The sequence below is a fragment of the Rhizobium sophoriradicis genome, from assembly GCF_003939025.1.
Lineage (GTDB): Bacteria > Pseudomonadota > Alphaproteobacteria > Rhizobiales > Rhizobiaceae > Rhizobium > Rhizobium sophoriradicis.
Genome location: NZ_RQIH01000006.1, coordinates 256,281 through 273,480, shown reverse-complemented (window position 1 = coordinate 273,480; position 17,200 = coordinate 256,281). Strand labels below are relative to the sequence as shown.

At 61.3% G+C, this 17,200-nt stretch carries 15 protein-coding genes; all 15 read right to left on the bottom strand.

What is annotated here, in order from left to right; genetic code table 11:
- Nucleotides 1–8 precede the first annotated feature (8 nt).
- Complete coding sequence (proS, locus tag EFR00_RS12300; protein ID WP_009995818.1) at nucleotides 9–1,331, bottom strand: proline--tRNA ligase; 1,323 nt, start codon at nucleotides 1,329–1,331, stop codon at nucleotides 9–11.
- A gap of 591 nt (nucleotides 1,332–1,922) precedes the next feature.
- Nucleotides 1,923–2,198, bottom strand: coding sequence for a DUF1467 family protein (locus EFR00_RS12290; RefSeq protein WP_009995819.1), 276 nt, complete (start codon nucleotides 2,196–2,198; stop codon nucleotides 1,923–1,925).
- A 160-nt stretch (nucleotides 2,199–2,358) separates the two neighbouring features.
- Entirely contained in the window at nucleotides 2,359–2,763 is a 405-nt protein-coding gene (gene mce / locus EFR00_RS12285) for a methylmalonyl-CoA epimerase (protein WP_077993359.1), read from the bottom strand.
- 2 nt (nucleotides 2,764–2,765) lie between these two features.
- On the bottom strand, nucleotides 2,766–4,436 hold the full coding sequence (locus tag EFR00_RS12280) for a ribonuclease J (RefSeq protein WP_077993357.1): 1,671 nt from the start codon (nucleotides 4,434–4,436) through the stop codon (nucleotides 2,766–2,768).
- Nucleotides 4,437–4,453: 17 nt separating this feature from the next.
- Nucleotides 4,454–5,218: a biotin--[acetyl-CoA-carboxylase] ligase gene (locus EFR00_RS12275; protein WP_009994110.1), complete on the bottom strand. Its 765-nt coding sequence runs from the start codon at nucleotides 5,216–5,218 to the stop codon at nucleotides 4,454–4,456.
- Nucleotides 5,218–6,663: an NADH-quinone oxidoreductase subunit NuoN gene (nuoN, locus tag EFR00_RS12270; protein ID WP_039619118.1), complete on the bottom strand. Its 1,446-nt coding sequence runs from the start codon at nucleotides 6,661–6,663 to the stop codon at nucleotides 5,218–5,220. Before nuoN ends, EFR00_RS12275 begins: the two co-directional genes overlap by 1 nt.
- Nucleotides 6,664–6,681: 18 nt before the next feature.
- Complete coding sequence (locus tag EFR00_RS12265) at nucleotides 6,682–8,193, bottom strand: NADH-quinone oxidoreductase subunit M (RefSeq protein WP_038688211.1); 1,512 nt, start codon at nucleotides 8,191–8,193, stop codon at nucleotides 6,682–6,684.
- Nucleotides 8,193–10,193: an NADH-quinone oxidoreductase subunit L gene (nuoL, locus tag EFR00_RS12260; protein WP_077993355.1), complete on the bottom strand. Its 2,001-nt coding sequence runs from the start codon at nucleotides 10,191–10,193 to the stop codon at nucleotides 8,193–8,195. The genes EFR00_RS12265 and nuoL overlap by 1 nt, the downstream gene beginning before the upstream one ends.
- A 7-nt stretch (nucleotides 10,194–10,200) precedes the next feature.
- On the bottom strand, nucleotides 10,201–10,509 hold the full coding sequence (gene nuoK / locus EFR00_RS12255; RefSeq protein WP_003587269.1) for an NADH-quinone oxidoreductase subunit NuoK: 309 nt from the start codon (nucleotides 10,507–10,509) through the stop codon (nucleotides 10,201–10,203).
- A gap of 23 nt (nucleotides 10,510–10,532) precedes the next feature.
- Nucleotides 10,533–11,147 (bottom strand): NADH-quinone oxidoreductase subunit J, encoded by a 615-nt coding sequence (locus EFR00_RS12250; protein WP_039619113.1) that lies wholly within the window; start codon nucleotides 11,145–11,147, stop codon nucleotides 10,533–10,535.
- A 142-nt stretch (nucleotides 11,148–11,289) separates the two neighbouring features.
- Complete coding sequence (gene nuoI, locus EFR00_RS12245; RefSeq protein WP_004680064.1) at nucleotides 11,290–11,781, bottom strand: NADH-quinone oxidoreductase subunit NuoI; 492 nt, start codon at nucleotides 11,779–11,781, stop codon at nucleotides 11,290–11,292.
- A gap of 40 nt (nucleotides 11,782–11,821) precedes the next feature.
- Nucleotides 11,822–12,865 carry an NADH-quinone oxidoreductase subunit NuoH gene (gene nuoH / locus EFR00_RS12240; protein ID WP_038688207.1) on the bottom strand — a complete coding sequence of 348 codons (1,044 nt, stop codon included), beginning with the start codon at nucleotides 12,863–12,865 and terminating at the stop codon, nucleotides 11,822–11,824.
- A gap of 12 nt (nucleotides 12,866–12,877) precedes the next feature.
- Nucleotides 12,878–14,959, bottom strand: coding sequence for an NADH-quinone oxidoreductase subunit NuoG (nuoG, locus tag EFR00_RS12235; RefSeq protein ID WP_077993352.1), 2,082 nt, complete (start codon nucleotides 14,957–14,959; stop codon nucleotides 12,878–12,880).
- Between the two features lie 224 nt (nucleotides 14,960–15,183).
- A complete protein-coding gene (locus tag EFR00_RS12230) occupies nucleotides 15,184–15,885 on the bottom strand; it encodes an NADH-quinone oxidoreductase subunit E (protein ID WP_039619109.1) in 702 nt (233 codons plus the stop codon).
- A 2-nt stretch (nucleotides 15,886–15,887) separates the two neighbouring features.
- Entirely contained in the window at nucleotides 15,888–17,192 is a 1,305-nt protein-coding gene (gene nuoF / locus EFR00_RS12225) for an NADH-quinone oxidoreductase subunit NuoF (protein ID WP_038688201.1), read from the bottom strand.
- Between the last annotated feature and the right edge of the window lie 8 nt (nucleotides 17,193–17,200).

Sequence of the window (17,200 nt, the reverse complement as noted above, 5' to 3'; positions counted from 1 at the left end):
CCGTTTCCTTAAGCCACGAACCTGTTGATCGCCGCTTCGATGGTCATCGTTTCGCGGGCGCCGGTCTTGCGGTCCTTCACTTCGACCTCGCCGTTTGCGACCGCGCGCGGGCCGGCGATGATCTGGACGGGTACGCCGATCAGGTCGGCGGTCGCGAATTTCGTGCCGGCCCGGTCGTCGGTATCGTCATAGAGCACATCCTTGCCGGCCTTGGTGAGCGCGGCATAGATCAGCTCGCAGGTATCGTCGCAGGCCTGATCGCCCGCCTTCATGTTGATCACCACGATATCGAAGGGCGCGACCGAAGCCGGCCAGATGATTCCGTTGTCGTCATGCGATGCTTCGATGATGGCGGGAACAAGGCGTGTCGGGCCGATACCGTAGGAACCCATGTGAACGAAGTGTTCCTTGCCGTCAGGCCCCTGCACTTTCGCACCCATCGTCTCGGAATATTTCGTGCCGAAATAGAAGATGTGGCCGACCTCTATGCCGCGCGCCGAGAGGCGGTCGCTTTCCGGAACGGCATTGAAAGCCGCCTCGTCGTGCATTTCCGAGGTCGCCGCATAGAGGGAGGTCCACTTTTCGAAGATCGCCTGCAGGCCCTCGACGCTGTCGAAATCGGTGCGTTCGTCCGGAATATCGAAGCCTACGAAATCCTTGTGGCAGAAGACTTCGGATTCGCCGGTATCGGCGAGGATGATGAATTCATGGCTGAGATTGCCGCCGATCGGGCCGGTGTCGGCGCGCATGGGGATGGCGCGCAGGCCGAGCCGCTCGAAGGTTCTGAGATAGGCGGCGAACATCTTGTTGTAGGAATGTTCGGCCCCTTCGCGCGTCAGGTCGAAGGAATAGGCATCCTTCATCATGAATTCGCGCGAGCGCATGGTGCCGAAACGCGGACGGATCTCGTCGCGGAACTTCAGCTGGATGTGATAGAGATTGAGCGGCAGGTCCTTGTAGGATTTGACGGAGGAGCGGAAAATATCCGTCACCATCTCCTCGTTGGTGGGACCGTAGAGCATCGGCCGATCCTGGCGATCCTTGATGCGCAGCATCTCCTTGCCGTAGGCGTCGTAGCGGCCGCTTTCCTGCCAGAGCTCGGCCGATTGCAGGGTCGGCATCGACAGCTCGATGGCGCCGGCGCGGTTCTGCTCGTCGCGGATAATTGCGTTGACCTTGTCGAGCACGCGCTTGCCGAGCGGCAGCCAGGAATAGATGCCCTGCGACTGCTGGCGGATCATGCCGGCACGCAGCATCAGCCGGTGGGAGACGATTTCCGCCTCCTTGGGGTTTTCCTTGAGGATGGGCATGAAGTAGCGGGACAGACGCATGGCGGATTCCGGAGCAGTTGAGATCCCGCCGGCAAGCGGAATCGAAGGTACATTATGAATGTGGGAGCGTTCATAGCCGCTTCGCGGCAGGAAGGAAACCCGCAACCGCCGTCGGCGACCTCCCGGACAGGCATGTTCGCGCCCGCGAAAAGAAAGGGCGTAAAAAAGCGCGTGTTTATAAGGACTTGTACGAAAATCTTGTCAACAGAAATATTTTGCTAGAGTGTAGCAAAAATGCAAAAAAAGCTAATGACAAAGCCCAATGTTTGAGCTAGCTTTAGCTCACAAAACAGGCAGGAAGCTAAATTCTTGCCGAATTCGCGGTCAAGTCTTGGGAGGATCAGATCTTAGGCGCGCTCGTCGCTGCCCCGGCAACGGTTACAGATCACGCGATACTTAAAACAAGGCTTTCAGCCTTGTTTTTTTTTGGCTTTTCAACTCCCCTCCCGACGAGGAACGAGATCTCCTTCCGTAAGGAGATGCACCCATCCCGTTAGGCGAGCTCTTTGCCGCAACAGGGTGACGGCGATATGACGAAACGGATTGTTCCGGAAAATTTTACATCTGCTCAAACTTTGAGCAAAAGCTAAATCAATAGAAGCTAGGACCGAGTTGTGGAAGGGCGTCGAAGCCCCAACCGAAATAAGTGTCGCAGATATACCAGAGGCCGTAGATAAGAGCCGAAATCAGCGTCGTCAGCGAAAAGACGAAGGCGGCGCGAAAGCGGGTGGGCGCGCTTGGAACGGTGCCGAGCACAATATCGTCGTCTTCCGCCTGGGTGCGCAGGCCGATCGGCAGGACGGCGAAAAGCGTCATCCACCAGATGATAAAGTAGACGGCAAATCCCTGAAGGAAGGTCTGAAGCATTATTGTTCCCGGTAGTGTCGCGCGTCAGGACGAAGGACGTTCTGTCGCTTTGATTTGGCGTCCTTATACGGCGGAATGCGAGCCAATTCAAAGCGAACGAGCCATTTCGCCGCCTGCGGATCACTCTGCCGCAGAGAAAGCACTTGGCATCGCATTTAGCTCAGGCCTGTTCGAGTTCGATCAGCGTGCCGAAGAAATCCTTGGGATGCAAAAACAGCACCGGCTTGCCATGCGCGCCGGTCTTCGGCTGACCGTCGCCGAGCACCCGCGCCCCCGCCTCGATCAGCCGGTCACGGGCGCCGACGATATCGTCCACCTCGTAGCAGATATGGTGCATGCCGCCAGACGGATTCTTTTCTAGGAAGGCTGCAATCGGCGAGGCTTCCCCAAGCGGCTCAAGCAATTCGACCTTGGTGTTGGGCAGTTCGACGAAGACGACGGTGACGCCATGTTCCGGCAGCGCCTGCGGCTGCGACACGGCAGCGCCCAGCGTGTCGCGATAGGCGGCGGCCGCCGCCGACAGGTCGGGGACGGCGATGGCAATATGGTTCACCCGGCCGAGCATGATCAGACCTTGGTGACGAAGGCGGTTACGACTGGCTTCTTGCCCCAACTCTGGTTGGCAGCGGCGCGGATGGCGCGGCGCACGGCCTCCTGCAGCATGTCGATATCCTTGCGGCGGGCGCGCGGAATGCTTTCGATGGCGCTGATCGCCGCGTCGAACAGCGTATCCTCCATCTCATCGCCCTCGTCGTCATAGACCGGCAGGCCGATTGATACGAGATCGGGATCGCCGACAATATCATAACGGGCGTCGAGCACGACGCTGACCGCGACATGGCCGACATAGGAAAGCTTCTTGCGCTCGCCGATCCCCATCTCGTCGAAATCGCCGATCAGCATGCCGTCCTTGTAGATGCGGCCGTGCGGGGCTTCGCCGATCACCTCGACCGGGCCTGGCGCCAGCCGCAGGATATCGCCGTTGCGCACCCGCGGGACGATCGCGATGCCGGATTGCTCGGCAAGCTCCTTGTGCGCCGTCAGATGCGTCGCCTCGCCATGCACCGGCACAACGACCTTCGGCCGGGTCCACTCGTACATCCGCTGCAGCTCGTTGCGGCGGGGATGGCCGGACACGTGGACCAGGGCTTCAGTATCGGTGATGATGTGCACGCCCTGCTCGACGAGGCCGTTCTTGATGTCCTGGATCGCCTTCTCGTTACCGGGAATGGCGCGCGAGGAAAAGACGACGATATCGCCTGCCGCAAAGGCCACATTGCGCATCTCGTCGCGGGAAAGCTTGGCAAGCGCTGCCCGCGCCTCGCCCTGGCTGCCGGTCAGGATGACGACGACCTTGTCGCGGGGGATGTAGCCGTATTCCTCCTCGGAGATGAAGGGCTTCACGCCTTCCATCAGGCCGATATCCTGGGCGACGTCGACGACCCGCTTCAGCGAGCTGCCGAGCAGCAGTACTTCGCGGCCCGCCGCCTCGGCGGCCTCGGCAACGGTGCGGATGCGCCCGACATTCGACGAGAAGGTGGTGATCGCCACCCGGCCTTCGGCATCTTCGATGATCTTGCGCAGGCTTTCGGACACATCCTTCTCGGACGGCGAAACACCGTCACGCAAGGCATTGGTAGAATCGCACATCAGCGCCAGCACGCCCTCGTCGCCCAACTGGCGAAAGCGCGTCTCATCGGTCAGCGGCCCGAGCGAGGGCTCGTGGTCGATCTTCCAGTCGCCAGTGTGGATGACATTGCCGACAGGCGTGCGGATCATCAGCGACATCGGCTCGGGGATCGAGTGATTGACGGCAACACCTTCGATGCTGAACGGGCCGACATTGATCGTGTCGCCGGCCTTGAACGGCGTCACCGGCACCTCGCCGATCTTCGCCTTCTCGAAATTCCGTTTGGCTTCGAGCAGACCCGCGGTAAAGCCCGAGGCATAGACCGGCACGTTGAGCCCGGGCCAGAGATCGGCGAGTGCGCCATAATGATCTTCATGGGCATGGGTGATGATGATCGCCTTGAGGTTCTTGCGTTCGCTGGCGAGGAAGCGGATGTCGGGCAGGACGAGGTCGACGCCCGGCAGATCCGGGCCGGGAAAGGTGACGCCGCAATCGACCATGATCCACTGGCGATGCTCGGGCGGGCCGTAGCCATAGAGAGCGAGATTCATGCCGATCTCCCCAACGCCGCCCAGAGGTAGGAATACCAACTCGTCCTGTTTCACCATAATTTTCGTTTTTTCCGCTATTCAAAAAACACATCACCGGCGGCAATGGGAATGATCCTGCCAGCGCCGGTATCGAGCATCAACAAGCCATTATCATCAATCCCGGCGAATTGTCCGGAAATCGACCGGTCCGGTAAATTGACCGTGATCTTTTCACCTATGCCACAGGCAATAGTGCGCCAGCGCGCAGTGATCTCGGCAATGCCGCGGCCCTGGTCCCATATATCGAGCACATCCGCCATTGCCGCGAAGAGATGGGCGAAGAGCTCTTCCGGCGAAGCCGCGCTTGCATGCTGACGCAGACAGGTGACGGGATAGAGCGGATTGTCCGGCATGACCGAGACATTGATGCCGATGCCGACGATCAGCGCGTAACGGCCGTCCGGCAACTGCTCGCCCTCGACGAGGATGCCGCAGGTCTTCTTTCGACCGATGAGAATATCGTTCGGCCATTTGACCTCGAGCGGTTCGGCGCCCGGCGGCAGCACCTGGCGGATCGCCTGGTGCACGGCGACGGCAACCGCCAGCGGCAGCGAGCCGAGGCGATCCCTCGGCGCCGGGTCGACCAGAAGAAGCGAAGCGTAAAGGTTGCCGCGTTCGGACACCCAGAGGCGGCCGCGGCGGCCGCGGCCGCCGGTCTGTCTCTCGGCCGTCACCCAGAGATTTCCGGGATCGCCCGCCCGCGCCCGGGCGAGGCATTCGCTATTAGTGGACGATGTTTCCGACAGCGCCTCGTGCCTGAAATCGCCGAGCGATATCCGGCGCCGCCTGTCGGAAACCATTAGAAGAGCGTCGCGGCGGCAAGCTCTGCCGCACCGCCGATCGGCCCGCCGATGAGCACATAGGCGGTGACGAAGAGACCGGAAAGACCGAAGACCAGGCGCAGGGAGCCGGAGACCCGGGCGAATTCGCCGGTCGCCTCATCGAACCACATCAGCTTGATGACGCGCAGATAATAATAGGCGCCGACGACCGAGGCGAGAACGCCGATGATGGCAAGCGCGTAAAGCTTGGCTTCGATCGCCGCAACGAAGACGAAATATTTGGCGAAGAAGCCGGCGAGCGGCGGAATGCCGGCAAGCGAGAACATCAGCGCCGTCAGCACCACAGCCATGAACGGGTTGGTGGTGGAAAGGCCGGCGAGATCGTTGACCTCCTCGACAACGGTGCCGTCCTTGCGGCGCATCGACATGATGATCGCAAAGCTGCCGAGCGTCATGACCATATAGATGACCATGTAAAGCATGACGCCGGAAACACCGGTCTGGTTGCCGGCGGCAAGACCGACCAGCGCGTACCCCATGTGGCCGATCGATGAATAGGCCATCAGCCGCTTGATGTTCTTCTGGCCGATTGCCGCAAACGAGCCGAGCAGCATCGAGGCGATCGAGATGAACACGACAACCTGCTGCCAGTCGGCCAGAACTGGCTGGAAGGCGGTGATGACGATGCGGGTCATCATCGCCATGGCGGCAACCTTCGGGGCTGCGGCCAGGAAGGCGGTGACCGGCGTCGGCGCGCCCTCATAAACGTCGGGCGTCCACATGTGGAAGGGAACGGCCGAGATCTTGAAGGCAATGCCAGCGAGGATGAAGACCAGGCCGAAGATGAGACCGAGCGAACGCGCGCCCTCGACCGAAAGCGCCTGGGCGATCTCGGCGAAGTGGGTATGGCCGGTGAAGCCATAGACCAGCGACATGCCGTAGAGCAGCATGCCGGAGGAAAGCGCGCCGAGGACGAAATATTTCAGACCGGCTTCGGTCGACTTCAGGCTGTCGCGGTTGATCGCGGCGACGACATAGAGCGCCAGCGACTGCAGTTCCAGCGCCAGATAAAGCGAAATCAGATCGTTGGCCGAGATCATCAGCAGGATGCCGAGGGTCGCGAGCACCAGGAGAACCGGGAACTCGAACTTGTCGAGCTGGTTTTCCCTCGCGTGGCCCATCGTCATGAACAGGGCGACCAGCGAGCCGATGAGCGCCACCAGCTTCATGAAGCGGGAGAAGCCGTCGGCCATATAGACGCCGCCATAGGCCAGGCCTTCGGCCGGCACGAAGAGCAGCCACAGGCCGGAGGCCAGCAACAGCACGATGGCGAGGCCGGTGACGACGAGGCCCGACCGCTCGCCTGAGAAGACGCCGACCATCAACAGGACCAGGGCGCCGACCGCGAGGATCAGCTCCGGCGCGGAAAGATGCAGACTGAGGAGGATTGTTTCAGCGGTCATGTCCGATAAGTCCCGTCATCATTTCATAGACAGCGCAACATTCTGCGCTGCGTGCACGGCGGCCGTGTAGTTGTTGACCAGCAGATCCACCGAGGCGGCCGTCGCATCAAAGACCGGAGCCGGGTAAACGCCGAAGAAGATGGTCAGTGCGACCAGCGGGTAGAGGATCAGTTGTTCACGTCTGGAAAGATCGAGCAGCGCCTTCAGCTTTTCCTTCTCCAGCGCACCGAAGATCACCCGGCGATAGAGCCAGAGCGCATAGGCGGCCGAGAGAATGACGCCGGTGGCGGCAAAGAGCGCGACCCAGGTGTTGACCCGGAAGACGCCGATCAGCGTCAGGAACTCGCCGACAAAGCCCGACGTGCCGGGAAGCCCGACATTGGCCATGGTGAAGACCATCATGGCGACGGCATATTTCGGCATGTTGTTGACGAGGCCGCCATAGGCGTTGATCTCGCGGGTATGGGTGCGGTCGTAGACGACGCCGACACAGAGGAAGAGCGCGCCCGAGACGATGCCGTGCGACAGCATCTGGAAGATCGAGCCTTGGACGCCCTGCATGTTGGCGGCGAAGATGCCCATGGTCACGTAGCCCATGTGCGCCACCGAGGAATAGGCGATCAGCTTCTTGATGTCGTCCTGCATCATTGCCACCAGCGAGGTGTAGATGATGGCGATGACGGACAGGGCGAAGACGAGCGGCGCGAAATAATCGGACGCCACCGGGAACATGCCGAGCGAGAAGCGGATGAGACCGTAGCCGCCGAGCTTCAGCAGCACGCCGGCCAGGATCACCGAGCCTGCCGTCGGCGCTTGGACGTGCGCATCCGGAAGCCAGGTGTGGACCGGCCACATCGGCATCTTCACCGCAAAGGAAGCGAAGAAGGCAAGCCATAGCCAGGTCTGCAGCGCCGGCGGGAACTTGTAGGCGAGCAGCGCGGTGATATCCGTCGTTCCGGCCTGCCAGTACATCGCCATGATGGCGAGCAGCATCAGCACCGAGCCGAGCAGCGTATAGAGGAAGAACTTGTAGCTCGCATAGACGCGATCCTTGCCGCCCCAGACGCCGATGATCAGGAACATCGGAATGAGGCCCGCCTCAAAGAAGACGTAGAAGAGCACGATATCGAGCGAGACGAAGACGCCGACCATCATCGTTTCGAGGATGAGGAAGGCGATCATGTATTCCTTCAGGCGCTTCTCGATCGAGAGCCAGCTCGCCAGCACGCAGAAGGGCATGAGGAAGGTCGACAGGATGACGAACAGCATCGAGATGCCGTCGACGCCGACATGGTAACCGATGCCGGTGCCGAGCCAGTCAAACTTCTGGATCATCTGGAAGCCCGGATTGGCATTGTCGAAACCGATCCAGATGAAGAGCGATACGATGAATGTGAACACCGTGGTGATCAGCGAGATCCACAGCACGTTCCTGCGGCCGCTCTCGCTCTCGCCGTTCATCAGCAGCAGGAGCACCACGCCGACGAGCGGCAGGAAGGTGACCGTTGAAAGAATAGGCCAATCGGTCATCAGAAGGAACTCCCGAGCATCATCCAGGTAACGAGCGCCGCAATGCCGATCAGCATGGCGAAGGCATAGTGATAGAGGTAACCGGTCTGCAGGCGGACGACGCGGTCGGTGACGGCGACGACGCGGGCGGCCACGCCGTTCGGGCCGTAGGTGTCGATGACCCCGACGTCACCCTTCTTCCACAGGAAGCGGCCAAGCGCCCTTGCCGTGCGGACGAAGAGGAAGTCGTAGAGCTCGTCGAAGTACCACTTGTTCAAAAGGAAGTGGTAGAGAACCCGGTGTTGCTTGGCGAGGACGCGCGGCGTCTGCGGCGAGCGGATATACATGTACCAGGCGGTGACGAAGCCGAGCACCATGGCGATGAACGGGCTCAAAGCCACAAGCGCCGGCACGTGGTGGAACTCTTCGAGGAGTTCGTTCTCGGCGCCGGTAAAGAGCGCCCCCTTCCAGAACTCGGCATATTCCTCGCCGTAGAACCGGCCTTCGAAGAGCACGCCGGCAAACACCGCACCGATCGCCAGCAGATAGAGCGGCACCAGCATGACCTGGGGCGACTCGTGCACATGGTGCATGACCTCGTGCGAAGCGCGCGGCTTGCCGAAGAAGGTCATGAAGATCAGACGCCAGGAATAGAAGCTGGTGAAGAGCGCGGCGATGACCAGCAGCGAGAAGGCAAAGCCTGCCACCGGCGAATGCGAAGCATAGGTCGCCTCGATGATCACGTCCTTGGAGAAGAAGCCGGCAAAGCCGATCGGCGTGAAGGGAATGCCGACGCCGGTGATCGCCAGCGTGCCGATGATCATCAGCCAGAACGTCACCTTGATGTGCGGCCGCAGGCCACCCATGTAGCGCATGTCCTGCTCGCCATCGACGGCGTGGATGACCGAGCCGGCGCAGAGGAAGAGCAGCGCCTTGAAGAAGGCATGCGTGAACAGATGGAAGATTGCCGCGCCATAAGCCCCTACCCCGAGCGCCACGAACATGTAGCCAAGCTGCGAGCAGGTGGAATAGGCGATGACGCGCTTGATGTCGTTCTGCACCAGGCCGACGGTTGCCGCGAAGAAGGCGGTGATCGCGCCGATCACGGTGACGACGACAAGAGCATCGTGCGATAGTTCGAAGAGCGGCGACATGCGGGCGACAAGGAAGACGCCGGCGGTGACCATGGTGGCAGCATGGATGAGGGCCGAGACCGGGGTCGGGCCTTCCATGGCATCCGGCAGCCAGGTGTGCAGCAGGAACTGCGCCGACTTGCCCATGGCGCCCATGAAGAGCAGCAGGCAGATGCCGGTCAGCGCATGTGCCTTGTCGAGCTGCATGCCGAAGAGGTTGAGGATCACTTCGCTCGCCTCGCCGCCGCCTTCATGCGGAGCGAAATTCGAGGCATTAGCGAAGATCGTGTCGAGATTGATCGAGCCGAACAGCACGAAGACGCCGGCAATACCGAGCACGAAGCCGAAGTCGCCGACGCGGTTGACGATGAAGGCCTTCATCGCCGCAGCCGTCGCCGACGGCTTCTTGAACCAGAAGCCGATCAGCAGATAGGAGGCGAGACCGACTCCTTCCCAGCCGAAGAACATCTGCGCCAGATTGTCGGCCGTCACCAGCATCAGCATGGCGAAGGTGAAAAGCGAGAGATAGGCGAAGAAGCGCGGGCGATGCGGATCGGTGTGCATATAGCCGATCGAATAGACGTGAACCAGCGTCGAGACCGTGTTGACGACGATCAGCATGACCGAGGTCAGCGTGTCCACCCGCAGCGACCAGGAGACATCGATGCCGCCGGACTGAATCCAGCGCAGCACCTCGACCTTGATCGGGCCGCCTTCGGCGTGGCCCATGCCGACGGTGAAGAAGACGTACCAGGAGAGGATGGCGGCGATGATCATCAGCCCGCTGGTGACATATTCCGAAGCCTTGGCGCCGATGGCGCGGCCGAACAGGCCGGCGACGATCGCACCGATCAAGGGAAGAAAGACGATAGCCTTATAGAGGAACATGAGCCACTCAGCCCTTCATCATATTGACGTCTTCGACCGCGATCGAGCCGCGGTTGCGGTAGAAGACAACGAGAATTGCAAGACCGATCGCCGCCTCGGCAGCCGCCACCGTCAGGATGAACAGCGCAAAGACCTGTCCGACGATGTCGTTCAGGAAGGAGGAGAAGGCGACCATGTTGATGTTGACGGCAAGCAGGATCAGTTCGACCGACATCAGGATGACGATGACGTTCTTGCGGTTCAGAAAGATGCCGAAGACGCCGAGCGTGAAGAGGATGGCGCTGACCGTCAGGTAGTGGGAAAGACCGATGACCATGTTCTTTGTTCCTTGACCTGCCTTTAGACGCCCTGCCCGGGCTTGACCGTAACCACCTCGACGGCGGTGGCGGGTGTGCGGGCAACCTGCCTGGGGATGTTCTGCCGCTTGATGTTGGTGCGGTGCCGGAGCGTCAGGACGATGGCGCCGATCATGGCGACCAGCAGAACCAGACCGGCAATCTGGAAGAAGTAGACGTAATTGGTGTAGAGCACGTCGCCGAGGGCGGCCGTATTGGTGCGCTCCGTTAGCGCCGGGATCGGCATGGCGACTGATTTGGCGATCTCGGGCGAGATGACGCTGCCGCCGATGACGACGATCAGCTCGGCAGCGAGAATGATCCCGATCAGCCCGCCGATCGGCGCATATTCGAGAACCCCTGCCCTCAATTCGGTGAAGTCGATATCGAGCATCATCACCACGAAGAGGAAGAGGACGGCGACGGCGCCGACATAGACAACCAGCAGGATCATCGCCAGGAATTCGGCACCGAGCAGCAGAAACAGGCCGGCCGCGTTGAAGAACACCAGGATCAGGAACAGTACCGAGTGAACAGGGTTCTTCGCCCAGATGACCATGAACGCCGACGCCACCGCGACAAAGGCGAAAAGATAGAAAAATAGAGCCTGCAGACCCATGTTGGTGCCTTTTTCATCTTCCCCGGGCAGCCGGGAGTTTTTCTGCCCGATAGAGCTTTCGCCGGTGCTGTCCGGCAAAGCTCCTGTGCATATTGACCGCGACAGGAGCAGCAGAGCTCCGTCGCGGCATTACAAAACCGAATCAGCGGTACGGCGAGTCGATCGCGATATTGCGGGCGATTTCGCGCTCCCACCGGTCTCCATTATCGAGAAGGCGCGCCTTGTCGAAATAAAGCTCTTCGCGGGTTTCCGTCGCAAATTCGAAATTCGGACCCTCGACGATCGCGTCGACCGGGCAGGCTTCCTGGCAGAAGCCGCAATAGATGCACTTCACCATGTCGATGTCGTAGCGCACGGTGCGTCGTGTGCCGTCGTTGCGGCGCGGACCGGCCTCGATGGTAATGGCCTGGGCAGGACAGATCGCTTCGCAAAGCTTGCAGGCGATGCAGCGTTCCTCGCCGTTCGGATAGCGGCGCAGTGCATGCTCACCGCGGAAACGCGGAGAGACCGGACCCTTTTCGAAGGGGTAGTTGATGGTCGCCTTCTGGCGGAAGAAATAGCGCATCGACAGAAAGAACGCGCCAAAGAATTCCTTGAGGAACAGCGAGTTGATGGAGCTGGACAAGCTTGCCATCTTCAACCTCCAATTTTGCCGGAAACGAGAGCGGGCGTCATCAAGCCCATCCCATCAGCTTCAGCACGAATGCAACGATGATGACCATGGCGAGCGACAGCGGCAGGAAGACCTTCCAGCCAAGGCGCATGAGCTGGTCGTAGCGGTAGCGCGGAACGAAGGCCTTGACCATCGCGAACATGAAGAACACGAAGCAGGCCTTCAGCGTGAACCAGATGATTCCGGGGACCCAGTTGAGGATCCAGATATCGACCGGGGGCAGCCAGCCGCCCAAAAAGAGGATCGTCGTCAGCGCGCACATCAGGCAGACGGCCGCATATTCACCGAGCATGAACATCATGTATGGCGAGGAGCCGTATTCGACCATGAAGCCGGCGACGAGTTCCGATTCGGCTTCCGGAAGGTCGAATGGCGGACGGTTCGTTTCGGCTAGTGCCGAAATGAAGAAGATGATGAACATCGGGAACAGCGACAGCCAGTGCCAGTCGAGGAACGAGGCAGGCAGGCCGAGCATGGTGCCGAGGCCGGTATGCTGTGCATTGACGATGTCGGTCAGGTTCAGCGAGCCGACGCAGAGAAGCACGGTGACGATGACGAAGCCGATCGAGACTTCGTAGGAGACCATCTGTGCGGCCGAGCGCAGGGCGCCGAGGAAGGGATACTTCGAGTTCGAAGCCCAGCCACCCATGATGATGCCGTAAACCTCGAGCGAAGAGATCGCGAAGATATAAAGGATGCCGACATTGATGTTGGCAATCACCCATCCGTCGGCGAGCGGCACCACCGCCCAGGTGGACAGTGCGAGCAGCACCGTGACCAGCGGGGCGAGCAGGAAGACCGCCTTGTTGGCGCCGGCCGGAATGATCGGCTCCTTGAAGACGAACTTCAGAAGGTCGGCGAAGGACTGGAACAGGCCGAAGGGGCCGACAACGTTCGGGCCGCGGCGCAGCTGCACGGCCGCCCAGATCTTGCGGTCGGCGAGCAGCACGTAAGCGATGAAAACGAGCAGGCAGACGAGAAGCAGCAGCGACTGACCGATCATGATGATCGCCGGCAAGACATAGGTCGAAAAGAAAGAATCCATGGTCCCCTGCCCTTACTCTGCCGCGACTTTGAAGTTGTTGCGGGCCAATGCCGAGCACTCGGCCATGACAGCCGAGGCCCGCGCTATCGGGTTCGTCAAATAGAAGTCTTTGACCGGCGACGCAAACCCTGACTTGTTCATCTTGCCGGCTTTTTTCGCAACTGCGGCAATTTGGGCGCTATCGGTTTCGGCGATCTCGTCGATGGCGGCGAAATGCGGGAAAGCGGCATAGAGCCGGCCACGCAATTCATTCAGCGAATCAAATGGAAGCTTCTTGCCGAGCACGTCGGAAAGGGCACGGATGATCGCCCAATCCTCGCGGGCGTCGCCCGGCGCAAAGCCTGCGCGGTTGCCCATCTGAACGCGGCCCTCGGTGTTGACCCAGGTGCCGGACTTTTCGGTATAGGCTGCGGCCGGCAGGATGACGTCGGCATGATGGGCGCCGTTATCGCCATGCGAGCCGATATAGACGGTGAGCTTGGCCTTCTTGGCGCTGAAGTCGAGTTCGTCGGCGCCGAGCAGGAAGAGCACGTCCATCGCCGTCAGCATTTCAGCGGCATTGACGCCCTTGGCACCCGGCACGAAACCGAGGTCGAGGCCGCCGACGCGCGAGGCGGCGGTATGAAGGACGGCAAAGCCGTTCCAGCCTTCGACAACCGCGCCGACCGAACCGGCAAGCTTGGCGACGCTGGCAAGGACGCTGGCGCCATCGCTGCGCGACAGCGCGCCCTGGCCGATGATGATCATCGGCTTGGCGGCGGTCTTCAGCACGTCGGCAAAGGCGTGTGTGCCGTCGACCACATCCTTCAGCGTGTCCGGACCGGCGCCGAGGTAGTCATAGCTGTAACGCAGCTCGCCCGGCTCGCCGATGACGCCGATCGGGAATTTGCCACGGCGCCAGCGCTTGCGGATACGGGCATTGAGAATGGCCGCCTCGAAGCGCGGATTGGCGCCGATGATCAGCAGCGCGTCGGCCTGGTCGATGCCTGCGATGGTCGGGTTGAAGAGGTAGCTTGCACGGCCGAGCGACGGATCGAGTGCCGCCCCATCCTGGCGACAGTCGAGATTGGCCGAGCCGAGGGATTTCACCAGTTCGGACAGCGCATACATTTCCTCGACGGAAGCAAGATCGCCGGCGATCGCGCCGATCTTGTCGCCCGAGGTGGCGCCGACGGCGGCCTTGATGGCGCCAAAAGCCTCGGCCCAAGTCGCCGGCTGCAGGCGGCCGTCGCGGCGGACATAGGGCCGGTCGAGGCGCTGGGTCTTAAGACCGTCCCAGATGAAACGGCTCTTGTCGGAAATCCACTCCTCGTTGATCGCCTCGTTGACGCGCGGCAGAATACGCATGACTTCGCGGCCGCGGGTATCGACCCGGATCGCCGAACCGACGGCATCCATGACGTCGATCGATTCGGTCTTGTTCAATTCCCAGGGGCGAGCGGTGAAGGCGAATGGCTTGGAGGTGAGCGCGCCGACCGGGCAAAGGTCGACGACGTTGCCCTGCAGTTCGGAGGTCATCGCCTGTTCGAGATAGGTGGTGATCTCGGCGTCTTCGCCGCGGCCGATCAGGCCGAGTTCGGAAATGCCGGCGACCTCGGTGGTGAAGCGGACGCAGCGCGTGCAATGGATGCAGCGGTTCATCACCGTCTTGACCAACGGGCCGATATACTTGTCCTCGACGGCGCGCTTATCTTCCTGATAGCGCGAGGTATCGATGCCGAAGGCCATCGCCTGGTCCTGCAGGTCGCATTCGCCGCCCTGGTCGCAGATCGGGCAATCGAGCGGATGGTTGATCAGCAGGAATTCCATCACGCCTTCGCGAGCCTTCTTGACCATCGGCGTGTTGGTGAAGACCTCCGGCAGTTCGCCGTTCGGGCCGCCGCGGATATCGCGCACGCTCATGGCGCAGGAAGCCTGCGGCTTCGGCGGGCCGCCCTTCACTTCGACAAGGCACATGCGGCAGTTGCCGGCAACCGACAGGCGCTCGTGGAAGCAGAAGCGCGGAACCTCGGCCCCGGCGTCTTCACACGCCTGCAATAGCGTGAAATGATCGGGAACTTCGATCTCGTTGCCGTCAATCTTCAGTTTTGCCATCGTCGCTCAGTCCTGTTTCCCGTTTGCCTGATGACGGCAAACAAACCTGTTTTTTGCAACAGTCTCAGTGCCAAGCCGGATCTTTCGTCCTGCTGGCAGCTGATGTTGCCCAAATTCTCTATTGCGCGTTCCAGGTTCGGAACCCGCATCGGCATCTGCAGCTTGAGGCCCCCGCCCCCGCGCCGTTCTGCCCTTTCTCCGGCCGATCGATCCGGCCGGACAGTTCATTTCCTTCTGCGCCCGCGCCCTGCCAGGATTTTCGCCTGGCCGGTCCAGTCGTCGCGGCCGATGCGGCCGTTGAAACCAAGCTCGCCGTCGAGCCGGGCGATGTCCTCGTCGGTCCAGGCGGCAATCTCGGCAAAGCTGCGAATGCCCTTGGCGTTCAGCACCTGCTCCAGCTTCGGGCCGATGCCGGCAATCAGCTTCAGATCGTCGGCCTTGGCAGCCCGCGCAACCGGTTTTGCCTTGACGGCCGGCTTCGGCTGGCTCGCCGGCGCCGGCTCGCTTGCCTGGATCGGCGCGCTGTCGGGCTTGACCACCGTCAGTCTCGGCCCGGCTTTCTTCTCGGCAGCAGGCTTCTCCGCAGCAGGCTTGGTGAACGCCTTGACGGCCGGACGGATATTTTCCGGCCGGATATCGACTTCCGGCGCCGGCTCCTCCGGCGGCGTGTCGTCGAGAGCGGCAGCTACCTTGCCGGTCGTTTCCAGAGCGCTCTGGAAGGCTCCGAAAAAGGCGCCCGCCATCTGCGTCGAGAACCCGAAGCCGATCGCCGTTGCGGCGGCAAAGGCTGCGGCGGGATGCGCCATCAACGGATGCACCGGCATCGCCCGTGCGTTTTCCAGCATCTCGGCGGCAAGACGGCCGAAGCCGGCCGCGAAATCGGCACTCTCTTCCTTCTTCCCACTTTTCGATGCCTTGTCCGTCATGATTATTCAGCCGCCTCCAGAACCGCGCCGTGGTCGAGCGCGCTTGCCGTATACTGGTCGATGCGCTTTTCGATCTCGGGACGGAAGTTACGGATCAGACCCTGCACCGGCCATGCGGCGGCGTCGCCGAGCGCGCAGATGGTGTGGCCTTCGATCTGCTTGGTCACCTGGAACAGCATGTCGATTTCGCGCTTCTGGGCATTGCCCTTGGCCATGCGTTCCATCACCCGCCACATCCAGCCGGTGCCTTCGCGGCAGGGCGTGCACTGGCCGCAGCTCTCATGCTTGAAGAAGGCGGAGATGCGGGCGATCGCCTTGATGACGTCGGTGGACTTGTCCATGACGATCGCGGCGGCCGTTCCGAAGGAAGAGCCGACGCCGCGCAGGCCGTCGAAATCCATCGGGCAGTCGATAATGTCCTTGGCCGGAACGATCGGGCAGGATGCACCGCCCGGAATGACGGCGAGCAGATTGTCCCAGCCGCCGCGGATGCCGCCGGCATGGCGGTCGACCAGTTCGCGGAAGGTGATGCCCATTTCCTCTTCGACGGTGCACGGCTTGTTGACGTGGCCGGAGAGCATGAACAGCTTGGTGCCGACATTGTTCGGACGGCCGATGGAGGAAAACCAGCCGGCGCCGCGGCGCAGGATCGTCGGCGCAACGGCGATCGATTCGACGTTGTTGACCGTCGTCGGGCAGCCATAAAGACCCATATTGGCCGGGAACGGCGGCTTCAGGCGCGGCTGGCCCTTCTTGCCTTCGAGGCTTTCGAGCAGCGCGGTTTCCTCGCCGCAGATATAGGCGCCGGCGCCGTGATGGACGAAGATGTCCATGTCCCAGCCGAGCTTGTTGTTCTTGCCGAGCAGGCCGTAATCATAACATTCGTCGATCGCCGCCTGCAGCGCTTCGCGCTCGCGGATATATTCGCCGCGCACATAGATATAGGCGGCATTGGCGCCCATGGCGAAGCTCGCGATGACACAGCCTTCGATCAGCGTATGCGGATCGTGGCGCATGATGTCGCGGTCTTTGCAGGTGCCGGGCTCGGATTCGTCGGCGTTGACGACGAGATAATGCGGGCGGCCGTCGCTTTCCTTCGGCATGAAGGACCATTTCAGGCCCGTCGGGAAACCGGCGCCGCCGCGGCCGCGAAGGCCTGACGCCTTCATCTCGTTGATGATCCAGTCACGGCCCTTTTCGAGGATCTGCTTGGTGCCGTCCCAATGGCCGCGGCTCATCGCGCCCTTCAGGGACTTGTCCTTGAGGCCGTAGATGTTGGTAAAGATGCGGTCTTTATCTTGTAACATGCTTCACC

Bases quoted from the DNA above. Each gene is read 5' to 3' on its own strand.
- nuoF (WP_038688201.1), bottom strand. From the start codon at position 17,192: ATGTTACAAGATAAAGACCGCATCTTTACCAACATCTACGGCCTCAAG.
- EFR00_RS12265 (WP_038688211.1), bottom strand. From the start codon at position 8,193: ATGACCGATTGGCCTATTCTTTCAACGGTCACCTTCCTGCCGCTCGTC.
- nuoI (WP_004680064.1), bottom strand. From the start codon at position 11,781: ATGGCAAGCTTGTCCAGCTCCATCAACTCGCTGTTCCTCAAGGAATTC.
- nuoN (WP_039619118.1), bottom strand. From the start codon at position 6,663: ATGACCGCTGAAACAATCCTCCTCAGTCTGCATCTTTCCGCGCCGGAG.
- nuoK (WP_003587269.1), bottom strand. From the start codon at position 10,509: ATGGTCATCGGTCTTTCCCACTACCTGACGGTCAGCGCCATCCTCTTC.
- proS (WP_009995818.1), bottom strand. From the start codon at position 1,331: ATGCGTCTGTCCCGCTACTTCATGCCCATCCTCAAGGAAAACCCCAAG.
- EFR00_RS12275 (WP_009994110.1), bottom strand. From the start codon at position 5,218: ATGGTTTCCGACAGGCGGCGCCGGATATCGCTCGGCGATTTCAGGCAC.
- EFR00_RS12250 (WP_039619113.1), bottom strand. From the start codon at position 11,147: ATGGGTCTGCAGGCTCTATTTTTCTATCTTTTCGCCTTTGTCGCGGTG.
- EFR00_RS12280 (WP_077993357.1), bottom strand. From the start codon at position 4,436: ATGGTGAAACAGGACGAGTTGGTATTCCTACCTCTGGGCGGCGTTGGG.
- nuoL (WP_077993355.1), bottom strand. From the start codon at position 10,193: ATGTTCCTCTATAAGGCTATCGTCTTTCTTCCCTTGATCGGTGCGATC.
- nuoH (WP_038688207.1), bottom strand. From the start codon at position 12,865: ATGGATTCTTTCTTTTCGACCTATGTCTTGCCGGCGATCATCATGATC.
- nuoG (WP_077993352.1), bottom strand. From the start codon at position 14,959: ATGGCAAAACTGAAGATTGACGGCAACGAGATCGAAGTTCCCGATCAT.
- EFR00_RS12230 (WP_039619109.1), bottom strand. From the start codon at position 15,885: ATGACGGACAAGGCATCGAAAAGTGGGAAGAAGGAAGAGAGTGCCGAT.
- mce (WP_077993359.1), bottom strand. From the start codon at position 2,763: ATGCTCGGCCGGGTGAACCATATTGCCATCGCCGTCCCCGACCTGTCG.
- EFR00_RS12290 (WP_009995819.1), bottom strand. From the start codon at position 2,198: ATGCTTCAGACCTTCCTTCAGGGATTTGCCGTCTACTTTATCATCTGG.